General features: G+C 69.1%; 12 protein-coding genes. 5 read left to right on the forward strand and 7 right to left on the reverse strand.

All coding sequences use genetic code 11. The features are described from left to right. Window positions 1-80 precede the first annotated feature (80 nt). The 3 genes from F0U60_RS34605 to pgeF all read right to left on the reverse strand — a co-directional run bounded on the left by F0U60_RS34605 (window position 81) and on the right by pgeF (window position 3,023). Window positions 81-1,325 (reverse strand): LysM peptidoglycan-binding domain-containing protein, encoded by a 1,245-nt coding sequence (locus F0U60_RS34605; protein WP_395806329.1) that lies wholly within the window; start codon window positions 1,323-1,325, stop codon window positions 81-83. Window positions 1,326-1,347: 22 nt separating this feature from the next. Next, complete coding sequence (locus tag F0U60_RS34610) at window positions 1,348-2,181, reverse strand: tetratricopeptide repeat protein (protein ID WP_395806330.1); 834 nt, start codon at window positions 2,179-2,181, stop codon at window positions 1,348-1,350. A 71-nt stretch (window positions 2,182-2,252) separates the two neighbouring features. Then, window positions 2,253-3,023, reverse strand: a complete 771-nt coding sequence (pgeF, locus tag F0U60_RS34615) for a peptidoglycan editing factor PgeF (protein ID WP_395806331.1) — start codon at window positions 3,021-3,023, stop codon at window positions 2,253-2,255. A 175-nt stretch (window positions 3,024-3,198) separates the two neighbouring features. Between pgeF and F0U60_RS34620 the strand changes: the two genes are divergently transcribed. Continuing rightward, window positions 3,199-5,106 (forward strand): diguanylate cyclase, encoded by a 1,908-nt coding sequence (locus F0U60_RS34620; RefSeq protein ID WP_395806332.1) that lies wholly within the window; start codon window positions 3,199-3,201, stop codon window positions 5,104-5,106. Between the two features lie 112 nt (window positions 5,107-5,218). On the opposite strand, the gene F0U60_RS34625 is transcribed toward F0U60_RS34620, so the two are convergent. The 3 genes from F0U60_RS34625 to F0U60_RS34635 all read right to left on the reverse strand — a co-directional run bounded on the left by F0U60_RS34625 (window position 5,219) and on the right by F0U60_RS34635 (window position 10,218). Next, window positions 5,219-6,667: a trypsin-like peptidase domain-containing protein gene (locus tag F0U60_RS34625; RefSeq protein ID WP_395806333.1), complete on the reverse strand. Its 1,449-nt coding sequence runs from the start codon at window positions 6,665-6,667 to the stop codon at window positions 5,219-5,221. Window positions 6,668-6,803: 136 nt separating this feature from the next. Further along, a complete protein-coding gene (locus tag F0U60_RS34630; protein ID WP_395806334.1) occupies window positions 6,804-8,393 on the reverse strand; it encodes a glycoside hydrolase family 57 protein in 1,590 nt (529 codons plus the stop codon). Between the two features lie 10 nt (window positions 8,394-8,403). Beyond that, window positions 8,404-10,218: a DUF4912 domain-containing protein gene (locus F0U60_RS34635; RefSeq protein ID WP_395806335.1), complete on the reverse strand. Its 1,815-nt coding sequence runs from the start codon at window positions 10,216-10,218 to the stop codon at window positions 8,404-8,406. A 132-nt stretch (window positions 10,219-10,350) separates the two neighbouring features. On the opposite strand from F0U60_RS34635, the gene F0U60_RS34640 reads away from it, so the two are divergent. Next, window positions 10,351-12,582 carry a glycosyltransferase family 4 protein gene (locus F0U60_RS34640; protein ID WP_395806336.1) on the forward strand — a complete coding sequence of 744 codons (2,232 nt, stop codon included), beginning with the start codon at window positions 10,351-10,353 and terminating at the stop codon, window positions 12,580-12,582. A gap of 123 nt (window positions 12,583-12,705) precedes the next feature. Continuing rightward, window positions 12,706-16,755 carry a response regulator gene (locus F0U60_RS34645; protein ID WP_395806337.1) on the forward strand — a complete coding sequence of 1,350 codons (4,050 nt, stop codon included), beginning with the start codon at window positions 12,706-12,708 and terminating at the stop codon, window positions 16,753-16,755. A 62-nt stretch (window positions 16,756-16,817) separates the two neighbouring features. Here the strand turns inward: F0U60_RS34645 and F0U60_RS34650 are convergent, their stop codons facing one another. Beyond that, window positions 16,818-17,036 carry a hypothetical protein gene (locus F0U60_RS34650; RefSeq protein ID WP_395806338.1) on the reverse strand — a complete coding sequence of 73 codons (219 nt, stop codon included), beginning with the start codon at window positions 17,034-17,036 and terminating at the stop codon, window positions 16,818-16,820. A gap of 186 nt (window positions 17,037-17,222) precedes the next feature. On the opposite strand from F0U60_RS34650, the gene F0U60_RS34655 reads away from it, so the two are divergent. Next, window positions 17,223-18,164, forward strand: a complete 942-nt coding sequence (locus F0U60_RS34655) for an AAA family ATPase (RefSeq protein ID WP_395806339.1) — start codon at window positions 17,223-17,225, stop codon at window positions 18,162-18,164. After that, window positions 18,161-21,193, forward strand: coding sequence for a bifunctional [glutamate--ammonia ligase]-adenylyl-L-tyrosine phosphorylase/[glutamate--ammonia-ligase] adenylyltransferase (gene glnE, locus F0U60_RS34660; protein WP_395806340.1), 3,033 nt, complete (start codon window positions 18,161-18,163; stop codon window positions 21,191-21,193). The genes F0U60_RS34655 and glnE overlap by 4 nt, the downstream gene beginning before the upstream one ends. Window position 21,194: the final 1 nt, after the last annotated feature.

A 21,194-nucleotide genomic window follows, 5' to 3' on the forward strand; every position in this document is an offset into this window, starting at 1 on the left:
CTGCAGTAGGGGCCAACCAAGCCGATCCAAGGGGTTACGTGCCCCCACCAGGGGGGCATCCGTCGAGAAGCCCGGGTGTCTCAGCGCTGCGCCGTGGGCGACGAATTGACCCGCATCACCACGGCATCCCCAGGCGCCACCTCTTGGATGGAGTACGTGAGGATGCAATTGGAGGTGCGCTCCTTCACCTCGGTCACCAGGCACAGGGCGATGTTCTCCGAGGGCAGCGGCGTCTTGCCCTTCTTCTTGCCAAGCGCCGGATCCACCTGGAGCACCTCCTGGCGGGCAGGGTCTCCCTCACGGGTGACGGTGAAGGTGTTGCCCACCTGCACGCCATCGCTGCTGCCCCTGTCGATCACCAGGAAGTGGTGCTCGGCGGTAAGGGTCAGGTACGGCACGAGCGCGGTGACGACGTAGCCCTTGAGCTCCTTCTCGTTACGCCGGGGCACCACCTGGTCCACCATCTTCTCGCCGTACGGGCCCACCAGATCCCCGCGCGAGACGGCATCCCACGTGTCCACGACCTGCGCCTTGACGTAGTTGTCGCCCAGTGCCACCACGCGCAGGGTGCCGACGAACTCCGTGAGGAACCCCACCTGCTTGCCCGTCACCGGGTGCTTCACGTCCTGCACGGTGTGGAACACCACGTACTTGTCCCCGAGCTTCGCATCCGCCTTGCGCTTGAAGCGCACGTAGGCGACGTCCGGGAAGGACAGCATCTCCGCCCCGCTGGTGGCGCCCTCGATGCGGCCCGCCTCATCCAGCTCGCGCGAGGTGACGAAGCCCTGCGTCATCACCGTCCGAGATGCCTTGGGCTCGTAGGTGAGCTTGCCGCTCACCTGCACCATCTCCTCCCCGCTGGAGGGATCCATCTCGGTGGCTTCGGCGATCTCCCCGGCCTCGGCCACCATCTCCGAGGGCGCCGGACCGAGGCCCGCCTCCACGCGCGAGGGCACTTCCTCTCCCGCGGGGAAGAAGCGCACCGGGTTGCCCGGGTAAATCCAGTGCGGGTTGGCGATCTCCGGGTTGTAGGACCAGACCTTGGGCCAGTACCAGGGGCTGCCCAGGTAGCGCTGCGAGAGATCCCACAGCGTGTCACCCTTCTCCACGGTGTGAATCTCTCCGGGAGCGGACTCGCGGCCGCCCTGGCCCGGGGGAATGGTGACCTGACCGGGCCGAGGCTGAGCAGGCTGCTCGTCGACAACCTCGGACCCTTCGGTCTCGTCGCCAGCCTCGGGCTCCTGATCGTCCGCGTTCTGCGCCCACACAGCGGGTGGCGCGAGCACGGTGGCGAGGAGAAGCGAGGAGAGGATCCGCGAGCGCATCGGACGACTTCCTTTCGGACTGCTAGGGCGAGAGGGACGCGAGCCGCTGCTCCGCCTGGTTGGCGGCGGCCGTCCCCGGGAACTGGGTGAGGATGCGGGTGTAGAGCGCCCGCGCGTCTGCCTTCTGATCGAGCCGCAGCCGGCACTCGGCCAGCCGCAGCATTCCATCCAGCACGGCGTCGCCGGCCGGGTAGCTCTCGATGAGGAGCTCGAAGCTCTTCGCCGCGGTGGCGTAGTCCTTGAGCCCCATCTGCCCGAGCCCGCCGAAGTAGAGCGCGTTGTCGGCCCGGGGGTGGCGAGGGTTCTCCCGCGCGAAGCTCAGCAGGCGCTCCACCCCACCCTCCACGTTGCCGGTACGCAGCGCCGCCACCGCTTGCTCGAACAGGGCGTCCAGCACGGTGCTGTCGATCTGCTCCTTCGGCTCGTCGGCGTCCGCGGGAGCACTGTCGCTCTCCGCGGCGGGGCTGATGAACATCTCCATGTCATCGGGCGCGGGCTCGACGACGGCCACCCGGGTGGGCAGCGGAGGCGCGGGCTCGTTGCGCGGCTTGAGCTTCACCACCGTCAACTCCGGCGTGGTGAAGGCGGGAGCAGGCGCAGACGCGGTCGCGGAAGGGGCGGATGCGTCCCGGGCTGGAGCAGCGGCAGAGGCAGCGCGGGCCTGGGTCACGCTGGCGTGCAACTCCATGCGCTCGAGACGCTTCTCCAGGCGTGCCTGGGTCTCGCGCATGGCGCGCACCTCGGCCTTCAGCTCCTCCAGTTCCGACGTACGAGCGGAACCAGCGGTGGCGCAGGCGGTCAGCGCGCACAGGGGCGCGATGGAAAGCAGTCGGCGAATGATGCGGCGCTCCGGCACGGATTCGGGGGTCCGGACGGAAGGATAGGAAGGGCGGTCGGAGACCGTCAAGAAATCGGCCCGGACGCCGATCAGAACCGGTGTACCACGAAATTGAGGTGACGGCCCGTGCGCCCCGCGTCACGCCGGTGTGAGAAGAATCGGTCCGCATCACACGCAGTGCAATGAGGGAGCACCTCCACGTGAGTGGCCTTCAGCCCCGCGCCAAGCAGCGTGTCACGCACCGCCCGTGCGAGGTCCAACCGCACGTCTCCCCCCGAGCGCGCCACCACCTCCGGGCCGAAGCGAGTGGAGAAGCGCTCGCCTAGCTCCTCGGAGACGACATAGCAGCAGCGCTGAATGGAGGGGCCCACCGCTGCCAGCAATCGCTCGGGCCGGGAGCCCTTCGCCACCAGGGCCTCCACCGCCCGCGCCACGATGCGCGCGTCCGTACCGCGCCACCCCGAGTGCACCGCCGCCACCCGCCGCCCCTCGGTGTCCACCAGCAGCACCGGCACGCAGTCCGCTGTCCCCACCGCCACCCAGTGCTCGGGTCGCTCCGTCCACAGCGCGTCTGCCTCGCCCTCCGGTGTCCGGAGCGTGCCTGCCCCCTCCCCCGCGTCCGCCTCCACCACGCGGTCTCCGTGCACCTGCTTCACCGTGTGCAGCGCGTCCAACGCCGCGCCCGCCGCCACCGCCAGCCGCCGATGGTTCTCCTCCACCCGCTCTCGGAGGTCACCCACCGCGAAGCCCAGGTTGAGCGAGGCATAAGGCCCCTCGGACACGCCACCGGCCCGCGTGGAGAAGCCGTGCGGCACGGGGAGGAGCGAGGAGAGGACGAAGGACGAGGACGGATCAGTCATGAGTAGAGCGAAGCGGAGCACACCCTGCGGCGCGTCACGCAATATCAACGCCCCAGCTCCGAATAATTTCCAACGAAGTCCGTTTGACAGTCCGCGTTAGCCGATCCGACAATCCGAGAACCGTACAACCAGAGGGGAATGAAGGCACCGGGCCGAAGCCCCTGCCCTCGCGCACATGGCACTCGGTGTCGACACCGTAGGCAGGAAGCTCCTGTGGAGCATTGCACTGCCCGGACTGCTCGCGGCCCTGCTGGGCATGGGCTACTTCTGGCGTGAGGCACAACTGGCGGCGCGGGACGCCACGCACGATGAGGCGATGGAGCTCGCGGAGTTCATCGGCACCACCTTCCGGCTGCCGACGCCCGAAGGCCTGCCTCCTCACACCCCCGTCGCCGAGCTGCTGCGCTCGGAGAGCCAGCTGCTGCGCGCCACGACAGAGCTGAACGTGCTGTCGCCAGACGGTCGCATCCGCTGGTCCGTCAGGTCCGAGGAAGCAGGCACCCGGCACCCCGATACGGAGCGCCTGACGGCCCCTGGACCCCAGTGGGCCCGCTCGGATGCTCACGAGACAGAGGTGCTCCGCCCGCTCGGCGAGAAGTCCTGCGAGAGCTGTCACCCGGGCGCGCAGACGCGTCCCGTGGGCCTGCTGCACCTGCGCGTGATTGAGCCGGAGGTTCACCGAGAGCTGACGGATGCCCTCGGCGGCGCGCTGGTGGCGGTGCTCGTGCTGGGCAGCATGTTGATCGTCGCCACCGGGATGTCGCTGCACTTCTTCCTCACCAGCCCCCTGAAGCGGTTGACGGCCGCCATGCGGCGCGCTGAGGAGGGTGACTTCCTGGTGCGCGCGGAGGTGCGGGGCACGGATGAGATCTCCCGGCTCGCCGCAGCCTTCAACGCCATGCTGGCGCGCCTCACCTCCATGAAGGCCGAGGAGATCGACACCCACCGCGATCTCCAGGTGACGAAGTGGAAGCTGTCCCTCAAGGAGGAGCTGGAAGAGCGCATCGCCGAGCTGGCCCTCCTCTTTGATGTGGCGAAATCCGTCAACTCCACCATCGAGCTGTCCGAGCTGCTCTCGCGCATCTCCCAGCTGGTGCCCGAGCGACTCCACATCCCGCACTTCTCCATCATGCTCGTCAATACGGACGGGCTGCTGGAGATCAAAAGCACCTTCCCGGAGAACGCGGAGCTGGAGGGGATGACGTTCCGGTTCGGAGAGGGCGCGTGCGGCCGCGCGGCGGAGACCCAGCGCGTGGTGTACGTGCCGGACATCAATGACACCTCGAGCATCTTCGCCCGGCGCGCGCTGATGTCGGGGCATGCCACCGGGGCACTGCTGTGCATCCCGATGGTGCACACGGACTCGGTGCTGGGGGTGCTCAACTTCCAGCGCCCAGAGGTGGCCAGCTTCGCGCCCGAAGAGCTGGAGCTGCTCACCGCCGTGGCCGACCAGGCCGCCACCGCCGTGAAGAACGCCATGCTCCACGCCGAGGCCGTGCGGCTCACCATGACGGACCCGCTCACCGGGGTGCCCAACCGCCGCCACCTCTTCTCGCGGCTGGAGCTGGAAGTGGCGCGCTCGCAGCGCTTCGGCACGCCGCTGTCCATCCTCATGGTGGACATTGACCACTTCAAGCGGCTCAACGACGCCGCCGGCCACCGCGCCGGTGATGAGTCGCTGCGCAAGGTGTGCGACGTGCTGCGCTCCCGCGTGCGCAAGGTGGACACGCTCGCGCGCTACGGCGGCGAGGAGTTCATGCTGGTGCTGTCAAACGTGTCCAAGGAGGACGCGTACGAGGTGGCCGAGAAGCTGCGGCGCGCCGTGGTGGAGGCCCCCCAGCTCGCCTCCCCCACCCAGCCCACCGGCCACATCACCGTCTCCATCGGCGTGGCCACCTACCCCAACGACGCCACCACCCAGGACACACTGGTCGACTGCGCCGACGCCGCCCTCTACGCCAGCAAGCGCGGCGGGCGTAATCTCGTCACCAGCTACTCGCCCGGCATGGAGCTGCACCCGGGCCGCGAGCGCGGGATCTCTCGTCCCAACGATCCCTCCTCGCCCAGCTTGGCCAAGGCTTGAGGCCTTGAAGTTCCCCGCCTCGAAGCTCCCGCAATGAAAAGGCCCGTGCCACCCCAGGAATGGCACGGGCTTGAATACCCTCACCCCGACCCTCTCCCAGAGGGAGAGGGAGTTAGGGGATGAGCAGGGCTCGCAGGAAGCGTCCGTTGCCCGGAACCTCCACGCGCAGCAGCAGCGTGCTCCCCGAGGGCGCCTTCCGGATGAGCTTCGCCAGCTCCTCCGCGTTCCGCACCGGCTTGTGATCCGCCTCCACCACCACCATGCCCGGCTTCAGATCCGCGCGCTCCGCCGGAGAGCCCGGCATCACGTCCGTCACCAACGCCCCTTGTGCTGACTTCAACCCCGCTCGCGCGACGACGCGCGGATCCAGGTTGTTCAGCGACACCCCCACGCGAGCCTTGGAGGACTCCTCGGAGTCGTCGCCGCCACGATTCGGGCGCACGCTCAGGCCCTCCAGGTCCGGCCGCGTCCCCAGCTGCACCTTCAGCGCCTGCTTCTTTCCGTCGCGGAACACGTCCAGCGTGGAGGTGCTGCCCGGCTTCTTCAGCGCCACCGTGCGAGTGAGCTGGCCACCCGAGCCCACCTGCTGGCCGTCGATGGCTACGATGACGTCATCCGCCTTCAGTCCCGCCTTGCCCGCCGGGGAGTTGTCGTTCACCGAGGACACGATCGCACCCTCGCTCACGGGCAGTTGCATCGCCTTGGCCAGGTCCCGCGTCAGGTCCTGGATGCTGATGCCCAGCCACGCGCGAGTCACCGCGCCGTCCTTCTCCAGCTGCGGCAGGAGCGCCTTCACCAGGTTGCTCGGCACCGCGAAGCCGATGCCCGTACCCCCACCCACAATGGCGGTGTTGATGCCAATCACCTCGCCCTTCATGTTGAAGAGCGGGCCACCCGAGTTGCCCGGGTTGATGGCGGCATCCGTCTGGAGGAAGTCGTCATACGGGCCCGAGTGGATGTTGCGGGCACGCGCGGAGATGATGCCGCTGCTCACGCTGGAGGCCAGCCCGAACGGGTTGCCAATGGCCACCGCCCAGTCTCCGACTCGCAGCGCGTCCGAGTCTCCCAGCTTCACCGTGGGCAAGTTGTCCACCTTGCCCTTGAGCCGGATGAGGGCCACGTCGGTGAGCGGATCCCTCCCGACGATCTCCGCGTCAAAGCTCCGTCCGTCGTCCAGGCGGACGATGATGGACACCGCCCCCTCCACGACGTGGTTGTTGGTCAGCACCAACCCCTTGGGGTCGATGATGAAGCCCGAGCCCGTGCCCTGACGGATGGGCTCGCGCCGCTGTCCCCGAGGGTCGCCTTCACCTCCGAAGAAGCGCTCGAAAAAGGGATTCTCCCCGCCTCCGGAGGCTTTGGCCTGCACGTCCACGTTGACGACGGCGCCCTTCACCGACTCGACCAGCGGGGCGAGTGAAGGCAGCGCCTGCGCTTCCCGGGTGGCGGGCTGCAGGGAGGTCGCGGAAGAAGCCGCGTTCTGGGCGCCGGCCAGCATCGGCAGCGCAACGAAAAGGGCGCCAACGAGGGCGCTCCGCTGAGAGGTCAGTCGCATAGTCATGGTCTCTCCCCAAATAAGACGGAAAGACTTCAAGGCAAGGCACACCGGCCTTGCCCGCCCGACTGGGAAACAATGCAGCCCCCCCTCTCTTCCCGAGAATGGAAGCAAGGGGGTGGGCGCTACACCCCCACCCCCCTCAGGCCGGGCGGTACACCCGGTAGTCGATCTCGGGGAAGATGTTGTTCTTGCCCTCGATGTGGGTCAGCCAGCCCTCGTCGATGCTCCCGTTGCGGATCTGATCGTGCAGCCTCAGGAAGCGAAGGAGGTGCTCCTTCGTGCGGCGCACGGCGTAGTCCACCATCGTCCCCGTCTTCATGATGAAGGCCCAGTCCGAGGACTGGGCCAACAGGAGCTCACGCGCAGCCTGGTTGAGCGCCCGCCGATAGAGCGTGGAGGCGTCAGGGAAGTCCTTCACCAGGGCGACCATCTTCCGAGCGCAGTGGTGGAGGTGCCGGTAGATCCAATCATTGGAGCCGTCCAGCCACATGTTGGCGTAGCCGCCTGCGCCCCAGGAGCTCAGGGGCGGCGTGGCCACCTGGTTCTCCGGGTACTCGTTCAGGTCATCCGAGGCCGTCACCAGCTGGAAGGTCTTCTGCTCGGAGGCCACCTTGCGAATGAGGGCCTCGAGGAACCAGGGGCCCTCGAACCACCAGTGGCCGTAGAGCTCGGCGTCGTAGGGCGCCACCACCACCGGCTTGCGGCCCCCCACCTTCCCCGAGAGCCACTCGAACTGCTTCTCGCGGTTGAAGAGGAAGTTGCCCGCGTGGGTGACAGCACGCTCGCGCGCGGCGTCCGGATCGTAGGGCTGCTTGTCCTGCGTCTTGCCCGTGATGCGGTAGTACTTGAAGCCGGTGTTCTTGCGATCCCCGGTGGGCTGGATGAAGGGCCGGATGTAGTCCAGGTCCAGGTCCCAGCCGATGTCCCGGTAGAACTCGCGGTAGACGGGGTCGCCAGGATAGCCGTACTCGGAGCTCCACACCTGCTGGCTGCTCTCGGGGTCGCGCGCGTACGCGGCCACGCCCGCCTCCGTGTAGATGGGCGCGAACGGACCATGCAACGGCCGGGGCGAGGCATCCGTCAGCCCGTGGGTGTCCACGAAGAAGTAGCGGATGCGCTCGGCCGCGAGGAACTTCTCCACCCCGGGGTAATAGCCGCACTCGGCCAGCCAGATGCCTGGCGCGTCCCGGCCGAACGTGAGTCGGTAGTGGTTGGCGGCCACGGAGATCTGCGCGCGCACCGCCTCGGGCGTCTGCTGCATCAGCGGCAGGAAGCCGTGCGTGGCGTTGCTGGCGATGATCTCCAGGTGCCCCGCGTCCTGGAGCCGGCGGAAGGCGCCCACCAGGTCGTGCTTGTAGCGCTCACGAAAGGCGCTGCGCAGGGACTCGAAGTGGTCCCGGTAGAAGTGGGCCAGCCGACTGAAGACCGGGTCGTTCCGGGTGCGGTGCACCTCGCGCGCACCCAGCTCACAGAGCTGATCCAACTTCCGCCCATAGCGGCCCATGAGCAGCTCGTCGCGCAGCATGGTGACGAGCGGGGGCGTGAGCGTCATCGTCACCCGGAAGGGCACGCCCTCCTCCGCCAGCCGATCGAAGACGAGCAGCAGCGGAAGGTACGTCTCGGAGATGGCCTCGTAGAGCCAGTCCTCCTCGAGGAAGTCCTCGTATTCAGGGTGACGGACGAACGGCAGGTGTGCGTGCAGGACGAGCGCAAGCGAGCCGATGCTCATGTCATCTCCCCTAACGACCCTGGCCAGAAGAAGTGGGACGCGCCCAGGCCCATTGCTCAGAGGCCCCTGTCGGACGCCGACCCCCGGCCCAATGCTCGGACGCTCCCACCGGGCCATACGTCCATACCCACTGCTCGGACGACCCCGCGGGACCCGCCGACCACGCCCACTGCTCGGACGAGCCCGCGGGCCCCGCTGACCACACCCACTGCCCCGAGGACCCGGCCGGACCCGCCGACCCCGTCCACTGCTCCGAGGACCCCGCGGGACCCGCCGACCGCACCCACTGCCCGGACGCGCCCGCCGGCCCCGCCGACCGCACCCACTGCTCGGATGACCCGGCCGGACCCGCCGACCTCATCCACTGCCCGGACTCGCCCGCCGGGCCCGTTGACCAGACCCACTGCTCGGATGAGCCCGCCGGACCCGCCGACCTCATCCACTGCCCGGACTCGCCCGCCGAACCCGCTGACCAGACCCACTGCTCGGACGAGCCCGCCGGACCGGCGGACTTCAGCCACTGCTCGGACGAGCCGACCGGACCCGCCGACCTCATCCACTGCTCGGAGGAGCCGGCCGGACCCACCGGCCGCGCCCATTGCTCCGAGGAGCCCTCGGCACGGCGGACATGCAGATAGTCCTGCCCAGGAGCCCCCTCTTCTGGAGCGCCAGGCCCGATACGCTCTCGCCGACGCTCGGGAATATCCTCGAACTCACCGCTGCCCGGCAGGGGCACGCGGCGCCAGGTGATGTACTCGCGCTCCTCGATGGACGCGTTGCGGGTGGGCGCGTTCGCGGCCACCGCCTCCATGCTGGCCTCCTTCCGGGTGGCAACGGGCGGCATGCGGAGGAAACGCACCGAGGTGTCCGAGGACGGACCCGCCGGCGGCAGGAAGACCCGGTTGGAGGAGTGGCCGATGCGGCGCGAGCGCCCGCTGCTTCCGACGAAGTGGGCCTCCACGCGATAAGGACGGCCAGGCGCCAGGCCATGGATGTAGTAGCTGCGCGACTCGAGCGCCACGTCGAGCACCTTCACCAGGATGTCCTGGTCGTCATAGACGCGCAGCACGGCACGCGGCGACTCCAGCCCATCCAAGGCGCGCTGCCTGGCAGCGGAGCTGAAGTCCCAGAGAAGGAAGAGCGTATGCGGGTCGCGCGGCAGCAGCAGGGCCGTGTCGTCCCCGTAGTCCAGCGGCAGCTCACCGAGCTGCTCGTCATAGTCCGGCGAGCCGAGTGTCTCGCGGGGCCTGCTGCGCTGCGACTCGGTGAGGTGGTGGCGCCAGGCCTCCTGCTCGCCCGCCATGCGCGCCACGAAGAAGCCCTCCACCAGCGGCTCCGCAGCGTGCTGGGCCGTGTGGGTGGGCTCGGACCCGGAAGACGCAGACGTCTCCACCGGCATTGAGAGGGTGGGCTCCTCGTCGTCGACGGAGAGCCGGCTCTGCTTGGGCTTGGGCGGGAAGTTGACCACCTCCGCGGGCCGCGGCGGGTGGCGGACCGGGGTCTTCTCGTCGTCATCTCCGGGCAGGGGATGCGCGGGGGCGGAGGGCTCCTTTGCAGGAGGGCGCTCCTCGGGCTTCTCTGTCCGCGAGGCCGCCGAGACGGCAACAGGGGCCTTGCGCGCCCCTCGCTGGGCCTTCTCCGAGCCCTTCCCGTCCTTCACCGTCTCCGACACCTGGACGCCCGCGAGCTTCGCGAGCCCGGGCACCCGCTTCGCGAGAGCCGCGAGCAGGTCCTTCTTGGTCTTGAGCTTGCTGTGCCCACGCCCCAGATGCTTGCGCGCGAGCTCCCGCAGGTACTCCACCGTAACGCTCTTGAGGTCGGCCATAAGCGGTCCTCGGCTTAGGTCTTCAACGCCTGGGGGTCAACGAGCGATTTCACTTCTGTTCGTGGTCATACCTCGCGAGCTGTCAGGGGACGGTGACAAGCCGGGACCCGGCTTTGTATTCTTCCGCCCGCCTTGAGCGACCTGCCCAGACTCCTGCTGTGCAGCTTCGATGTGATCCCCGGCCCGTCTGGCTCGTCGCGTCGGCTGACGGAGTATTTGAAAGCCCTGCCCGACCGGTTCTCGGTGGTGGTGCTCTCCGTCAAGACGCCGGACCACTCGCACATCGAGAAGTACGAGGGCGCGCGCCTGCTCCGCGTGCCGGTGGGCGCCGGGGACCTCGCCTCGCGCATCCAAGCCTTCGAGCGAGCCGTGCGCCGCCAGCTGGAGAGCGAGGAATACGCGCTCGCCCACTTCACCGACCCCTTCGGCGGCTACGCCCTGTGCGAGCTGAAGGGGGACTATGGCTACCGCCTCATCTACGAGGCCCAGGGTTTTCCCTCCCAGGAGCTGCGCTACACCCACCCCCAGCTGGAAGGGGACCGGAAGTTCCTCTCCAAGGTCCGGCGCCAGGAGCTGTTCTGCCTGATGAACGCCGACCTGGTCGTCACCGGTTCGCCCACGACGAGCGCCTTCATCCAATCCCTGGGTGTGGCCGGGGAGTCGGTGCGCGTGGTGCGCGCGCCGGTGGACCTGGGGCCCTACGTGCCCGAGGCGCTCGGAACACCGGACGGCGCCCCCATGCGGCTGATGTACCTGGGCAGCCAGGTGGCATGGCAGGGGCTCGCCGGCTTGCTTCGGGGACTTGCACTGGCAGTAAAGCAGGTCGACGTCCGGCTCACCCTCGTGGGCGCGCGCCACCCGGATTGGCAGCCCCACCTGGAGGACCTCGTCGCCGAGCTGGACCTCAAGCAGCACGTCGAGTTCCAGCCCCCTGTGGGCCATGACGACGTGGCCAAGGTGCTGACGCTCGCGGACGTGGGCGTGGTGCCGCTCGATGACGTGGACCGCAACCGCGTACAGGGCGGCGCGCTCGCCAAGGTGTCCGAGTACCTCGCCGCGGGTCGTCCGGTGCTCGCCACCGACCTGCCCGTGGCCCGCGAGCTCATCCCTTCCTCGGCCGGCGTCTTCTACCCGCCCGGTGACGTGCAGGCGCTCGCGGATCGCATCATTGAACTCGCGAGGGATGTGCCCCGGCGCATCACGCTCGGAAAGCAGGCCCGGGCGTATGCCAACCAGTGGCTCGACGCCGGCCTCATCCGCGGTCAACTGCTGGACATCTATGATGGCCTGCTCGGAAAGAGGCCGGTGCCAACAGAGAGCGCCTCCGAGCGGGAGCTCAACCCGACGATGACGGGCACTCCCACCAACCGCGTCCTCGGGCTCGAGGGCAACGTGAGCGCGGGCCCGCCGGAGCCTGAGGCCCCCACCTCCAGCGCGGAGCCCCCTGGGAGCGAGCCCATCCCGGACACGGATCCGGGACACGGTGGACCCGTGAGCGAGGAGCCGCCGCTCATCGTGGGCCACACGCTGCGGGAGGAGAGCCTCGACTCCCGGCTCATCAAGACCGAGCCCGCGACCGCGCGGCCCGAGGGGCCTCCCGTGGTGATGGGACTGCCCCTGCGCGAGCCCTCCTCCCAGGACAGCGCGCCGACCGAGCAGGAAGTGCGTCCAGGAGGGCCTCCGGTGGTCATGGGGCTGCCCCTGCGCGACCCGCCCGTCGCACCGCCACCCCTTCCGCCCCGCGCGAGCCTGAGCACCCGCGCGATCTCCGAGAGCCGCCCCACCCTGACTCCCGAGCCCTCTCCGGCACGGCCTCCCGCGCTTCCTCCCCTTCCTCCCCGTCGCGAGGAGCGTCCCCCACCTCGACCGGCGGAGCCTCCCGTGCTCCGTCCGTCCATCTCCATCCCCCCGCTGCCTCCTCGCCCCCGGCCCTCGAGCGGCTCCCGTCCCGCGGTGCCCGCGGTGCCACCGGTGCTCTCTCCCGTCGAGACGCCCCTCACCCCCCCTCCTCCCTTGGAGCGCGCGCCCGTCAAGGCCGAGGAGCCCGAGGAGCTCGCCGAGGCCGAGGAAGTTCACGAAGTAGACGCTTCTCCGACACCCACAGACGCGCAACCCCTGGAGGATCTGGAGGAGATCAGCAGCGCGGAGATCCACGAGGCCGAAACGCCGGAGACGCCGCCCCGGGAGCCGCCCGAATCACGGTTGAACCCCTGGTTCGCCCAGCTGGCCCATGGCTACTGCCCGCCAGAGGGGACGCAGTTCGCTCGCCACACGCCGCCCACCACCATGCCCGGCCGTGACGACGACCCCGTCCCTCCCCCTGCCGCCAAGGCCCAGGGAACCGCCCGCGGCAAACCCTCGTAGTGTGAAATTGTCCGCAACGCGTGTAGCAACCGACCGAGCTTGGCACGGAAACTTTCCAAGCTTCTTCGCGCGTGCATAGGATGTGCCGGTTTTCATTGCACTTTTCTTGGGTAAAAGGGCTGCATGGAGCGCCGGGTCCTCATCGTCGAAAGCCAGAACGACTTCGCCCTCAGCATGGCGACCGTGCTCAAGAGCGCGGGTTATCAAACGGCCATGGCGGCCAACGCCGCTGACGCACAGCGTGAGATGGAGAAGCGTCGACCGGATCTCATCGTGGTCCGGGCCGAGCTGCCGGATCAGTCCGGCTTCACCCTCTGCGGGCAGATCAAGAAGGGCAAGTGGGGCCAGAACCTCAAGGTCCTGCTGCTGTCCTCGGATACGGGCATGGAGGGGCTCAACCAGCACCGCCAGACACCGGGTGCCGCGGATGGCTACCTCATCATCCCCTTCGAAATGGGAGAGCTGGCCTCGATGAGCGTCGGCATCCTTCCTCCTGAAGAGGAGCCGCAGCAGGAGGCCGGGCCGCAGGACGGTCCTCCGGCCATGCCGCCGCCGCTGAAGGGCGCCCCCGGCCCTGCAGGCGCTCCTCCCAGGCTGCCCAAGCGCGAGCGCCGCAGCGCCATCACCGAGGAGGATCGCGGCTTCCTCGAGCGCTCCTTCCAGTCCATCGCGGACCGCAAGGCCGAGCTGCTCGCCGAGTCCCGCCAGCTCAAGCGTTCGCCCCCTCGGCGCGACCTGATGGGCACGCCCGAGGGCAAGGTCCAGCTGCTGCGCGACGAGCTCAAGGTGCGCGAGGCGCAGATCGCCCGCATCTCGGAGATCTGGAACGTCCGCGAGCGAGAGCTGGTCTCCGTTGAGGACCGGCTCCACGAGAAGGACGTGGAGCTGCAGGGCCTGAAGATGCAGGTGGACGACCTGCTGCGCCGCTTCAACGAGGCCCAGCAGTCCATGCTGCAGAAGGAGCGTGAGCACGGCGCGACCGTGGACGACCTACTCCTGCAGAAGTTCTCCGCCGAGAAGGACCTCATCGAGGTGGTGGCCTCCAAGGAGAAGGACATCAACGTCCTTCGCCGCGAGGTGTCCAGCCGCGATGACGAACTGGCGCGCCGCGCCGGTGAGCTGGATTACGCCCGCGAGGAGTACGACAAGCTCGAGAAGCACCTGGGCATCGTCACGCTCGAGTTCGAGGTCAAGGAGCAGAAGCTCACCGAAACGGTGCAGGCCCATGAGGCCGAGCTGGGCCGCCGCCAGCAGCGGATTGAGAGCCTGGAGGGCGAGCTCTCCCAGACCATCAGCGATCGCGACCAGCGCTACTCCGAGCTGAGCGGGGAGATCCAGGCGCTGCAGGAGCGACTGGCACAGACCGAGCAGGAGCGCGACACCACCGTGCGCGCCCTCGAGGACCGTGCCGCCGCGGCCGAGGCGCATGGCGCCCAGGCGGACGCGGAGATCCTGCGCATCACCGAGGAGCGCAACGCGCTCGAGGCCCGGCTCAACGAGCAGATCGCCGGCCTGGAGTCGGACCTGGCCCGCATGACGGGCGAGCGCGACCAGCTCCAGCAGGCCAAGGACGCCCTGGAGAGCGACCTCACCCAGCGGCTGGAAGAGCGCGACGCGAAGGTCGCCACGCTCGAGCGCGAGCTGCAGGAGACCATCGCTCGCAACGAGCACACCGAGGCCGAGCTCAACGCCAACATCCAGCAGCAGATGGAGCGCATCGGCGAGCTGGAGGGCGAGGTCGAGGCCGTCAAGGCTCACCTGGCCGACCGCGAGGCCGAGCTCACCGCCGAGCTCGAGGCCCTCACCCAGGCCCGCGACGAGCTGGAGGCTTCCAAGAACGCCCTGGAGGCCGAGCTCAACGGGCAGATCCAGGCGCTCCAGGAGACCGTCGCCGACCGCGACACGCAGATCTCCAACCTGCGCGGCGAGCTGGAGGCCACGTCCCAGACGCTGGCCGACACGCAGAGCCAGCTCTCCCAGACGGAAGAGAACCTCGCCACCACTCGCGGCGAGCTCGACGCCACCTCGCAGACGCTCGCCGAGACGCAGAACACGCTCTCCGAGACCCAGGCCACCCTCGCCGACACGCAGAACCGGCTGGCCCAGACCGAAGAGACCCTCGCCAGCACTCGCGGCGAGCTGGATGCCACCACCCAGACGCTCTCCGAGACGCAGGCCACCCTCGCCGAGACGCAGGACCGGCTGGCCCAGACCGAGGAGACCCTCGCCACCACCCGCGGCGAGCTGGATGCCACCACCCAGGCGCTCTCCGAGACGCAGAACACGCTCTCCGAGACGCAGGCCACCCTCGCCGACACCCAGGGTCGGCTGGCCCAGACCGAGGAGACCCTCGCCAGCACCCGCGGCGAGCTGGAGGCCACCGCCCAGTCGCTCGCCGACACGCAGAACCAGCTCTCCCAGACCGAGGAGACCCTGGCCAGCACGCGTGGTGAGCTCGAGGCCACCAGCCAATCGCTCGCGCAGACGCACGACACCCTCGTCAACACGCAGGGTCAGCTCGAGCAGACCCGCGACGAGCTCGCCCGCACCGTTCAGGAGCGCACCGAGCGCGAGAACGAGCTGGCTGCCGCCAACGCGGAGATCGCCCGCGTCACCGGCGTCCTGAACGAGACCGAGGCCCTCAAGGCCGCCATGGAGGAGGAGCTCTCCGAGCAGCTCGGCCACGTGCGCAACGAGCTGGCCGAGACGCAGGGAGCCCTCGCGGCCACGCGCGATGCGCTCGCCGGCGAGCAGGCCGCCCACGTGCAGACCCAGCAGCAGGCCTCCGCTGTCCAGGCGGACCTGGAGGCCCAGCTCGCCCAGACGCGCGACCAGCTCCAGGAGCAGGAGGAGCAGCTCTTCCTCACCAAGCAGGAGCTGGGCAGCCGCGTCGCCGAGGTCACCCAGCTCGGCTCGCAGCTCGCGCAGTCCGAGGAGGAGCGCCACACCCTGGAGGAGCGCTTCAACACGCTCACCACGGAGTCGCAGCGCCGCATCGAGTTCCTGGAGCAGGACTCCGCCAGCAAGAACCAGGAGCTGTCGGACACCCTCCAGAAGCTCAGCATCGTCACGCAGGAGAAGGAGCGCCAGCGCGAGGCCCTCTCCCGCGAGGTGGCCGCGAAGACCGAGCAGCTCAAGCAGCTCGAGGCCCGTCGTCAGCAGGACACCGAGCAGAACAAGCGCAACGTCGACGAGCTCAACCGGCAGGCCGCCGCCCTCAATGGCGAGCTGGACAACACGCGCAAGCAGCTCGCCGCGCGTGAGGAGCAGCTCCGCGTCGCCGGCAACAACCAGGCGAAGCTCCAGTCCGATCGCGATGGGCTGTCCGCTCAGCTCGCCGAGGCCCAGGAGCAGATGCAGGCGCTCCAGCAGGCCCAGGCCCAGGAGCGTGCCGAGGCGAAGCGTGCCACGGACGAGCTGGCTGCGAAGCTGGCTCGTGCCGAGGCCCGTGCCGCCCAGCTCACCCAGGAGGTGCAGACCCGCGCCGCCGAGGCCGACACCAAGGTCAAGGAGGCGCAGGCCCAGCTCTCCGCTCGGGCGAAGAAGATCCAGGAGCTCGAGCTCGCGGTGGAGAACGCGGCGGGCGTCAAGGCCCGCGTGGAGAAGGAGCTCAACGCGAAGGTGGCCGCCGCCGACGCCAAGATCAACGAGGCCGCGGCGAAGCTGGCTGCCGCCCAGAAGGAGCGCAAGGAGCTCGAGGCCCGTCAGCAGAAGGAGCTCGAGGACCTCGCCGCTCGCCAGAAGGCGGAGCTGGAGCGCCGCGATGCGCTGAAGGCCCAGGAGATCGCCCGCCTGCAGCAGTCGGTGCAGGAGAAGAGCAAGGCGCTCAAGGTCGCCGAGCTGGAGCTGGCCCGCTTCAAGACGAAGGCTCCCGCCGCCGGTGGCACTCCGGCCGGTAAGGCGGTCACCAAGCCGCCCGTGGAGGACGATGACGCCCTGCTCACCACGCAGGTCAACACCATCGCGCCCGCCGCGCCGGCCCGCCCCGCCACCGCTGCCCGTCCTGCCGCGAAGGGCGCGAACACCGTGGCGAAGAAGTCTGCGGCGCCGCCTCCTGTCGCCGACGAGGAGCCCTCGGATCGCACGGTCGTGATGCAGATCCCCGCGGATCCGGCTGCCGCCTCGGATGAGGCCGACTGGACCTCGCTGGTGGACGAGCTCGACAAGTCGTGAAGTCTTCCGGCCGCGCGTGGCCTTCGTGCCGCGCGCGGTCGGGAAACCCGCCCGTGACGTGACTACAGCGCGGCGCGGGCCTGTCGGACCAGGTCCTTGAGCTCCAGGGTGGCGAGCACGTCCCGGAAGGACACCTGGGTGCCGTTCTTCTCAGCCTGGAGCTGGGCCTGCTGCCAGCGCTCCCACATGGTTCGAGTGGAGACGTAGGCGAGCAGCAGCACGAAGGCTCCCGGAATCAGGGCCACCGCCACCACCAACATCATCCGCACCCACCAGGACATGACCGCCGCCTCCAAGGACTGAACGCGCGGCTCTATTGCACGTCCTGTGCCCACAGTGGCGAAAATATTTCTCAAGTTATTCCGGCCACTTGGAGAGTAAGCAAGCGGAGCTGTGGCCTGAAAAAGGCGGCAGGTCTGGCATTTTTGCCGCAGTGGCCTGAAAACCCTTCGGTTAAGTTCAGGGGCGTGACCACCCCCTCCCCTTCAGCCGAAGCGCACATCCTGACCAGCGTGGAGGACGCGGAGACGCGCCTCGAGCAGGTGGGCTACCTGGTGTCCCCGGAGATCGCCACCGCGAGCTTCCTGGCGGACCGGTTGGAGAAGCCCATCCTGGTGGAAGGCCCCGCGGGTGTGGGCAAGACGGAGCTGGCCAAGGCGCTGGCGCAGGCGCTGGGGCGGGAGTTCATCCGCCTGCAGTGCTACGAGGGCCTGGACGAGGCCAAGGCGCTCTATGAGTGGGAGTACGCCAAGCAGCTGCTCTACACCCAGCTCCTGAAGGACAAGATCGGGGAGACGGTGCAGGGCGCGGGGACGCTGACCGAGGCGGCGGACCGGCTGGCCGCGAGCGACGCGGTGTTCTTCTCGGAGCGCTTCCTGCTGCCGAGGCCCGTGCTGAAGGCGCTGCTGTCGCCCCGGCCGGCGCTGCTGCTGGTGGATGAGATCGACAAGGCGGATCCGGAGTTCGAGGCCTTCCTGCTGGAGGTGCTGTCGGACAACGCGGTGACGATTCCGGAGCTGGGGACGTTCAAGGCGAAGCACGTGCCGCGAGTGGTGTTGACGTCGAACAACGCGCGGGAGCTGTCGGACGCGCTGAAGCGGCGGTGCCTGCACCTGCACATCGACTTCCCGGACCGCGAGCGGGAGCTGCGGATCATCCGCAAGCGGCTGCCCGAGGTGTCGAAGACGCTGGCCGAGCAGGTGGTGGAGGCGGTGGCGGAGATCCGGAAGCTGGACCTGAAGAAGGCTCCGTCGATCAGCGAGACGCTGGACTGGGTGCAGAGCCTGGCGCTGCTCAACGCGGAGACGCTGTCGGCGGACCTGGTGGCAGCGACCTTGAACCTGGTGCTCAAACACGAGGGGGACATCGAGAAGGCGAAGAGCAACCTGGCGCAGATCGCGCAGGCATGACCTGGACCGAGGAAACGCTGAGCGCGGAGGGTTTCGAGAACCCGAAGCGCGCCGCCAAGGAGCTCTCGGCCTTGGTGTCTGCACTCGGCGCTCCCGTGGCCGAGCGGCTCCACCAGGCTGCGAAGCGAACCTCGGTCCCTGACGAAATCATCGCGGCCTTTGACCGGATCCAGGAAGGACTCCAGGGTCTGCCCGAACCGGCCCTCTCGCGTCTGCTGGACTGGCTGCCGGCAGTCTTCCACGCGAGCACCTTTGCTCCGCGCCTGCTGGCCGCTCGGCCCGGTCTGCTGCGCTGGCTCGCGGGCTCACGCACCCTGACTCGGGAGAAACCCCGGGAGCACTACCGCCGCGAGGCCCTGGGGGCCACTCGCCGCATCGCCCCAACGGACGCAGCGGGACTGCGACGCCGCCTGCGCCGCTACAAATACCGTGAGCTCCTGCGCCTCATGGTCCGGGACGCGACCCTGCGCGCGCCCATGGCGGAGCTAGGCCGCGAGCAGACGGCGCTGGCGGATGCGCTCATCGGTGCCGCGCTGGCGTGGGCCGAGCGCTCCGTCCAAGCGAAGTACGGCACACCGGACACGCCGGGCTTCTGCATCCTCGGCATGGGCAAGCTGGGAGGCGAGGATCTCAACTTCAGCTCGGATGTGGACCTCGTCTACCTGTACCGGGCGGACGGCCACACGACGGGCGGCAGCGCGGGGGCCCTGCCCAACGTGCAGTACTACACGCGGCTGGGTGAGGCCGTGACGCAGGCGCTCACCCAGGTGACGGAGGAAGGCTTCTGCTACCGGGTGGACCTGAATCTGCGCCCTCAGGGCCGCGCGGGGGCCATGGTCCTCTCGCTGTCGGCGTCGCTGGCGTACTACGAGTCGTTCGGACGCATGTGGGAGCGGGCGGCGCTCCTCAAAGCGCGGGCGGTGGCAGGAGACGCAGGGCTCGCGGAGGAGCTGCTGAGCGAGCTGGGGCCTTTCATCTGGCGGCGGAGCCTGGACCTGTCGGCGGTGGACGGCCTGAGAGATCTGAAGGCGCAGATCGACCTGCGTGGCAAGGCGAGCGCGGATGACGTGAAGCTGGGCCCCGGGGGAATCCGCGAGGTGGAGTTCTTCGTCAACGCGCTCCAGCTGTTGCAGGGAGGCAAGGACCCCACGCTGCGCGAAGCACGGACGATGCGCGCGCTGCGCAAGCTGGAGCGAGCGGGCTTCGTCTCGGGGCCGGACGCGGACGCGCTGGAGGAGGCGTACGTCTTCCTGCGTCGGGTGGAGAATCGGCTGCAGATGCTGGAGGAGCGGCAGACGCAGGCGCTGCCCACGGGTGAGCGCGAGCGCCGCCGTCTCGCAACCTCCCTGGGCTACCGGGACTGGGACGCCTTCCGCGCCGAGCTGGAGCGACACCGGCGCTTCGTGCTGGAGGCCTTCAACACGCTGCTGGGCCAGACGGCGCGGGACGAGCTCCCCGATGAACCCCTCCTGGCGCTCGCGTTGGATCCAGACGTGCCACCGGAGGGGCGCCAAGAGGCACTCAGCAAGCGGGGCTTCGAGGACCCGGAGCGGGCCCTGGCCGAGCTGGAGCGGCTCTCCCGAGTGCCCCAATCTCCTTTCATCCATGGGGGCTTGGGGGTGAAGGCGGTGCGGCTGCTGTCGGAGCTGGCCCAAACGCCAGATCCAGACCAGGCGCTGCTGCACTTCTCGGACTTCCTCGCGCGGCTGCACCAACCCGAGGGCTACCTGGCGCTGCTGACGAGCATGCCGCGAGCCAGCCGCCGCCTCTTCAACCTCTTCGGGCAGAGCGACTACCTGTCGCGCATCTTCCTGCGGCACCCGGAGCTGCTGGACGCGTTGGTGCAGGCGCAGCTCGACGAGGCGATGAAGTCGCCCGAGCGCATCCGGCAGGAGCTGGCGGCACGGATGGGACGGCACACGGACGCGGAGGACAAGCACGCATCGATGCCGCGCTTCAAGAACGAGGAAGTGCTGCGCATCGGGCTCAACGACATCGGCGGAGATCTCACGGTGCCGGAGGTAGCGCGGCAGCTCACGGCGGTGGCGGACGCCATCCTCGATGAGTGTCTCTTCCTGGCGCAGGAGGAGCAGCGCGAACGTTACGGCCTGCCGCTGGACGCGAGCGGCCAGCGCGAGGGGCTGGTGGTCATCGCCATGGGCAAGCTGGGCGGGTACGAGCTGGGTTACCACTCGGACCTGGACATCATCTTCGTCTACAGCGGCAACGGCCAGGCGGAGACGAGCGGAGGCAGCCGGGGCGTCATCACCCACCACGAGTACTTCGCCAAGACGGTGCAGCGGTTGATGACGCTGCTCCAGGTGCAGCTGCGCGAGGGCCACCTCTATAAAATCGACGCGCGGCTGAGGCCCTCGGGGAACCAGGGGGCGCTGGTGGTGAGCCAGGACGCCTTCCGCGAGCACCATCAAAAACGGGCCCAGCTCTGGGAGCGCCAGGCGCTCATCAAGGCGCGCCCGGCTGCGGGAGACGCCACGCGATTCCGCGCGCTACAAGACGAAGTGCTCACCCCACTCGTCTACGAGCGTCCCCTGCCCCCGGACGCGGCGGCGGAGATCGACCGGCTGCGCATGCGCATGGAGCGCGAGCTGGCCCACGAGAACGCGCAGCAGCTCAACCCGAAGCTGGGCCAGGGCGGGCTGGTGGACGTGGAGTTCACCGTCCAGTACCTGCAGCTGGTGCACGGCCGGGACTTCCCCAGGGTGCGGAGCACCAACACGCTCGCGGCCCTGGAAGGACTCCAGGCCGAGGGCCGCATTGCGCCCGAGGACGCCGAGGTCCTCCGCCAGGGCTACCTCTTCCTGCGGCGCGTGGAGAACCGGCTGCGGCTCGTGCACGCCAGCTCCCTGGCGCACATGCCCACCAGTGGCCGGCCCCTGGCGCAGCTCGCGCGCCGCATGGGGGAGATCGGCCCCACCCCGGGAGAAACCTTCCTCGCCCGGTACCGCGCCTGCGCCGCTGGCGTGCGGGACGTGTATGCTCGGGTGCTGCGCGCTCCGCGCCGTGCCTGAG

The organism is Archangium minus (assembly GCF_044360475.1).
Classification (GTDB): Bacteria; Myxococcota; Myxococcia; order Myxococcales; family Myxococcaceae; genus Archangium; species Archangium minus.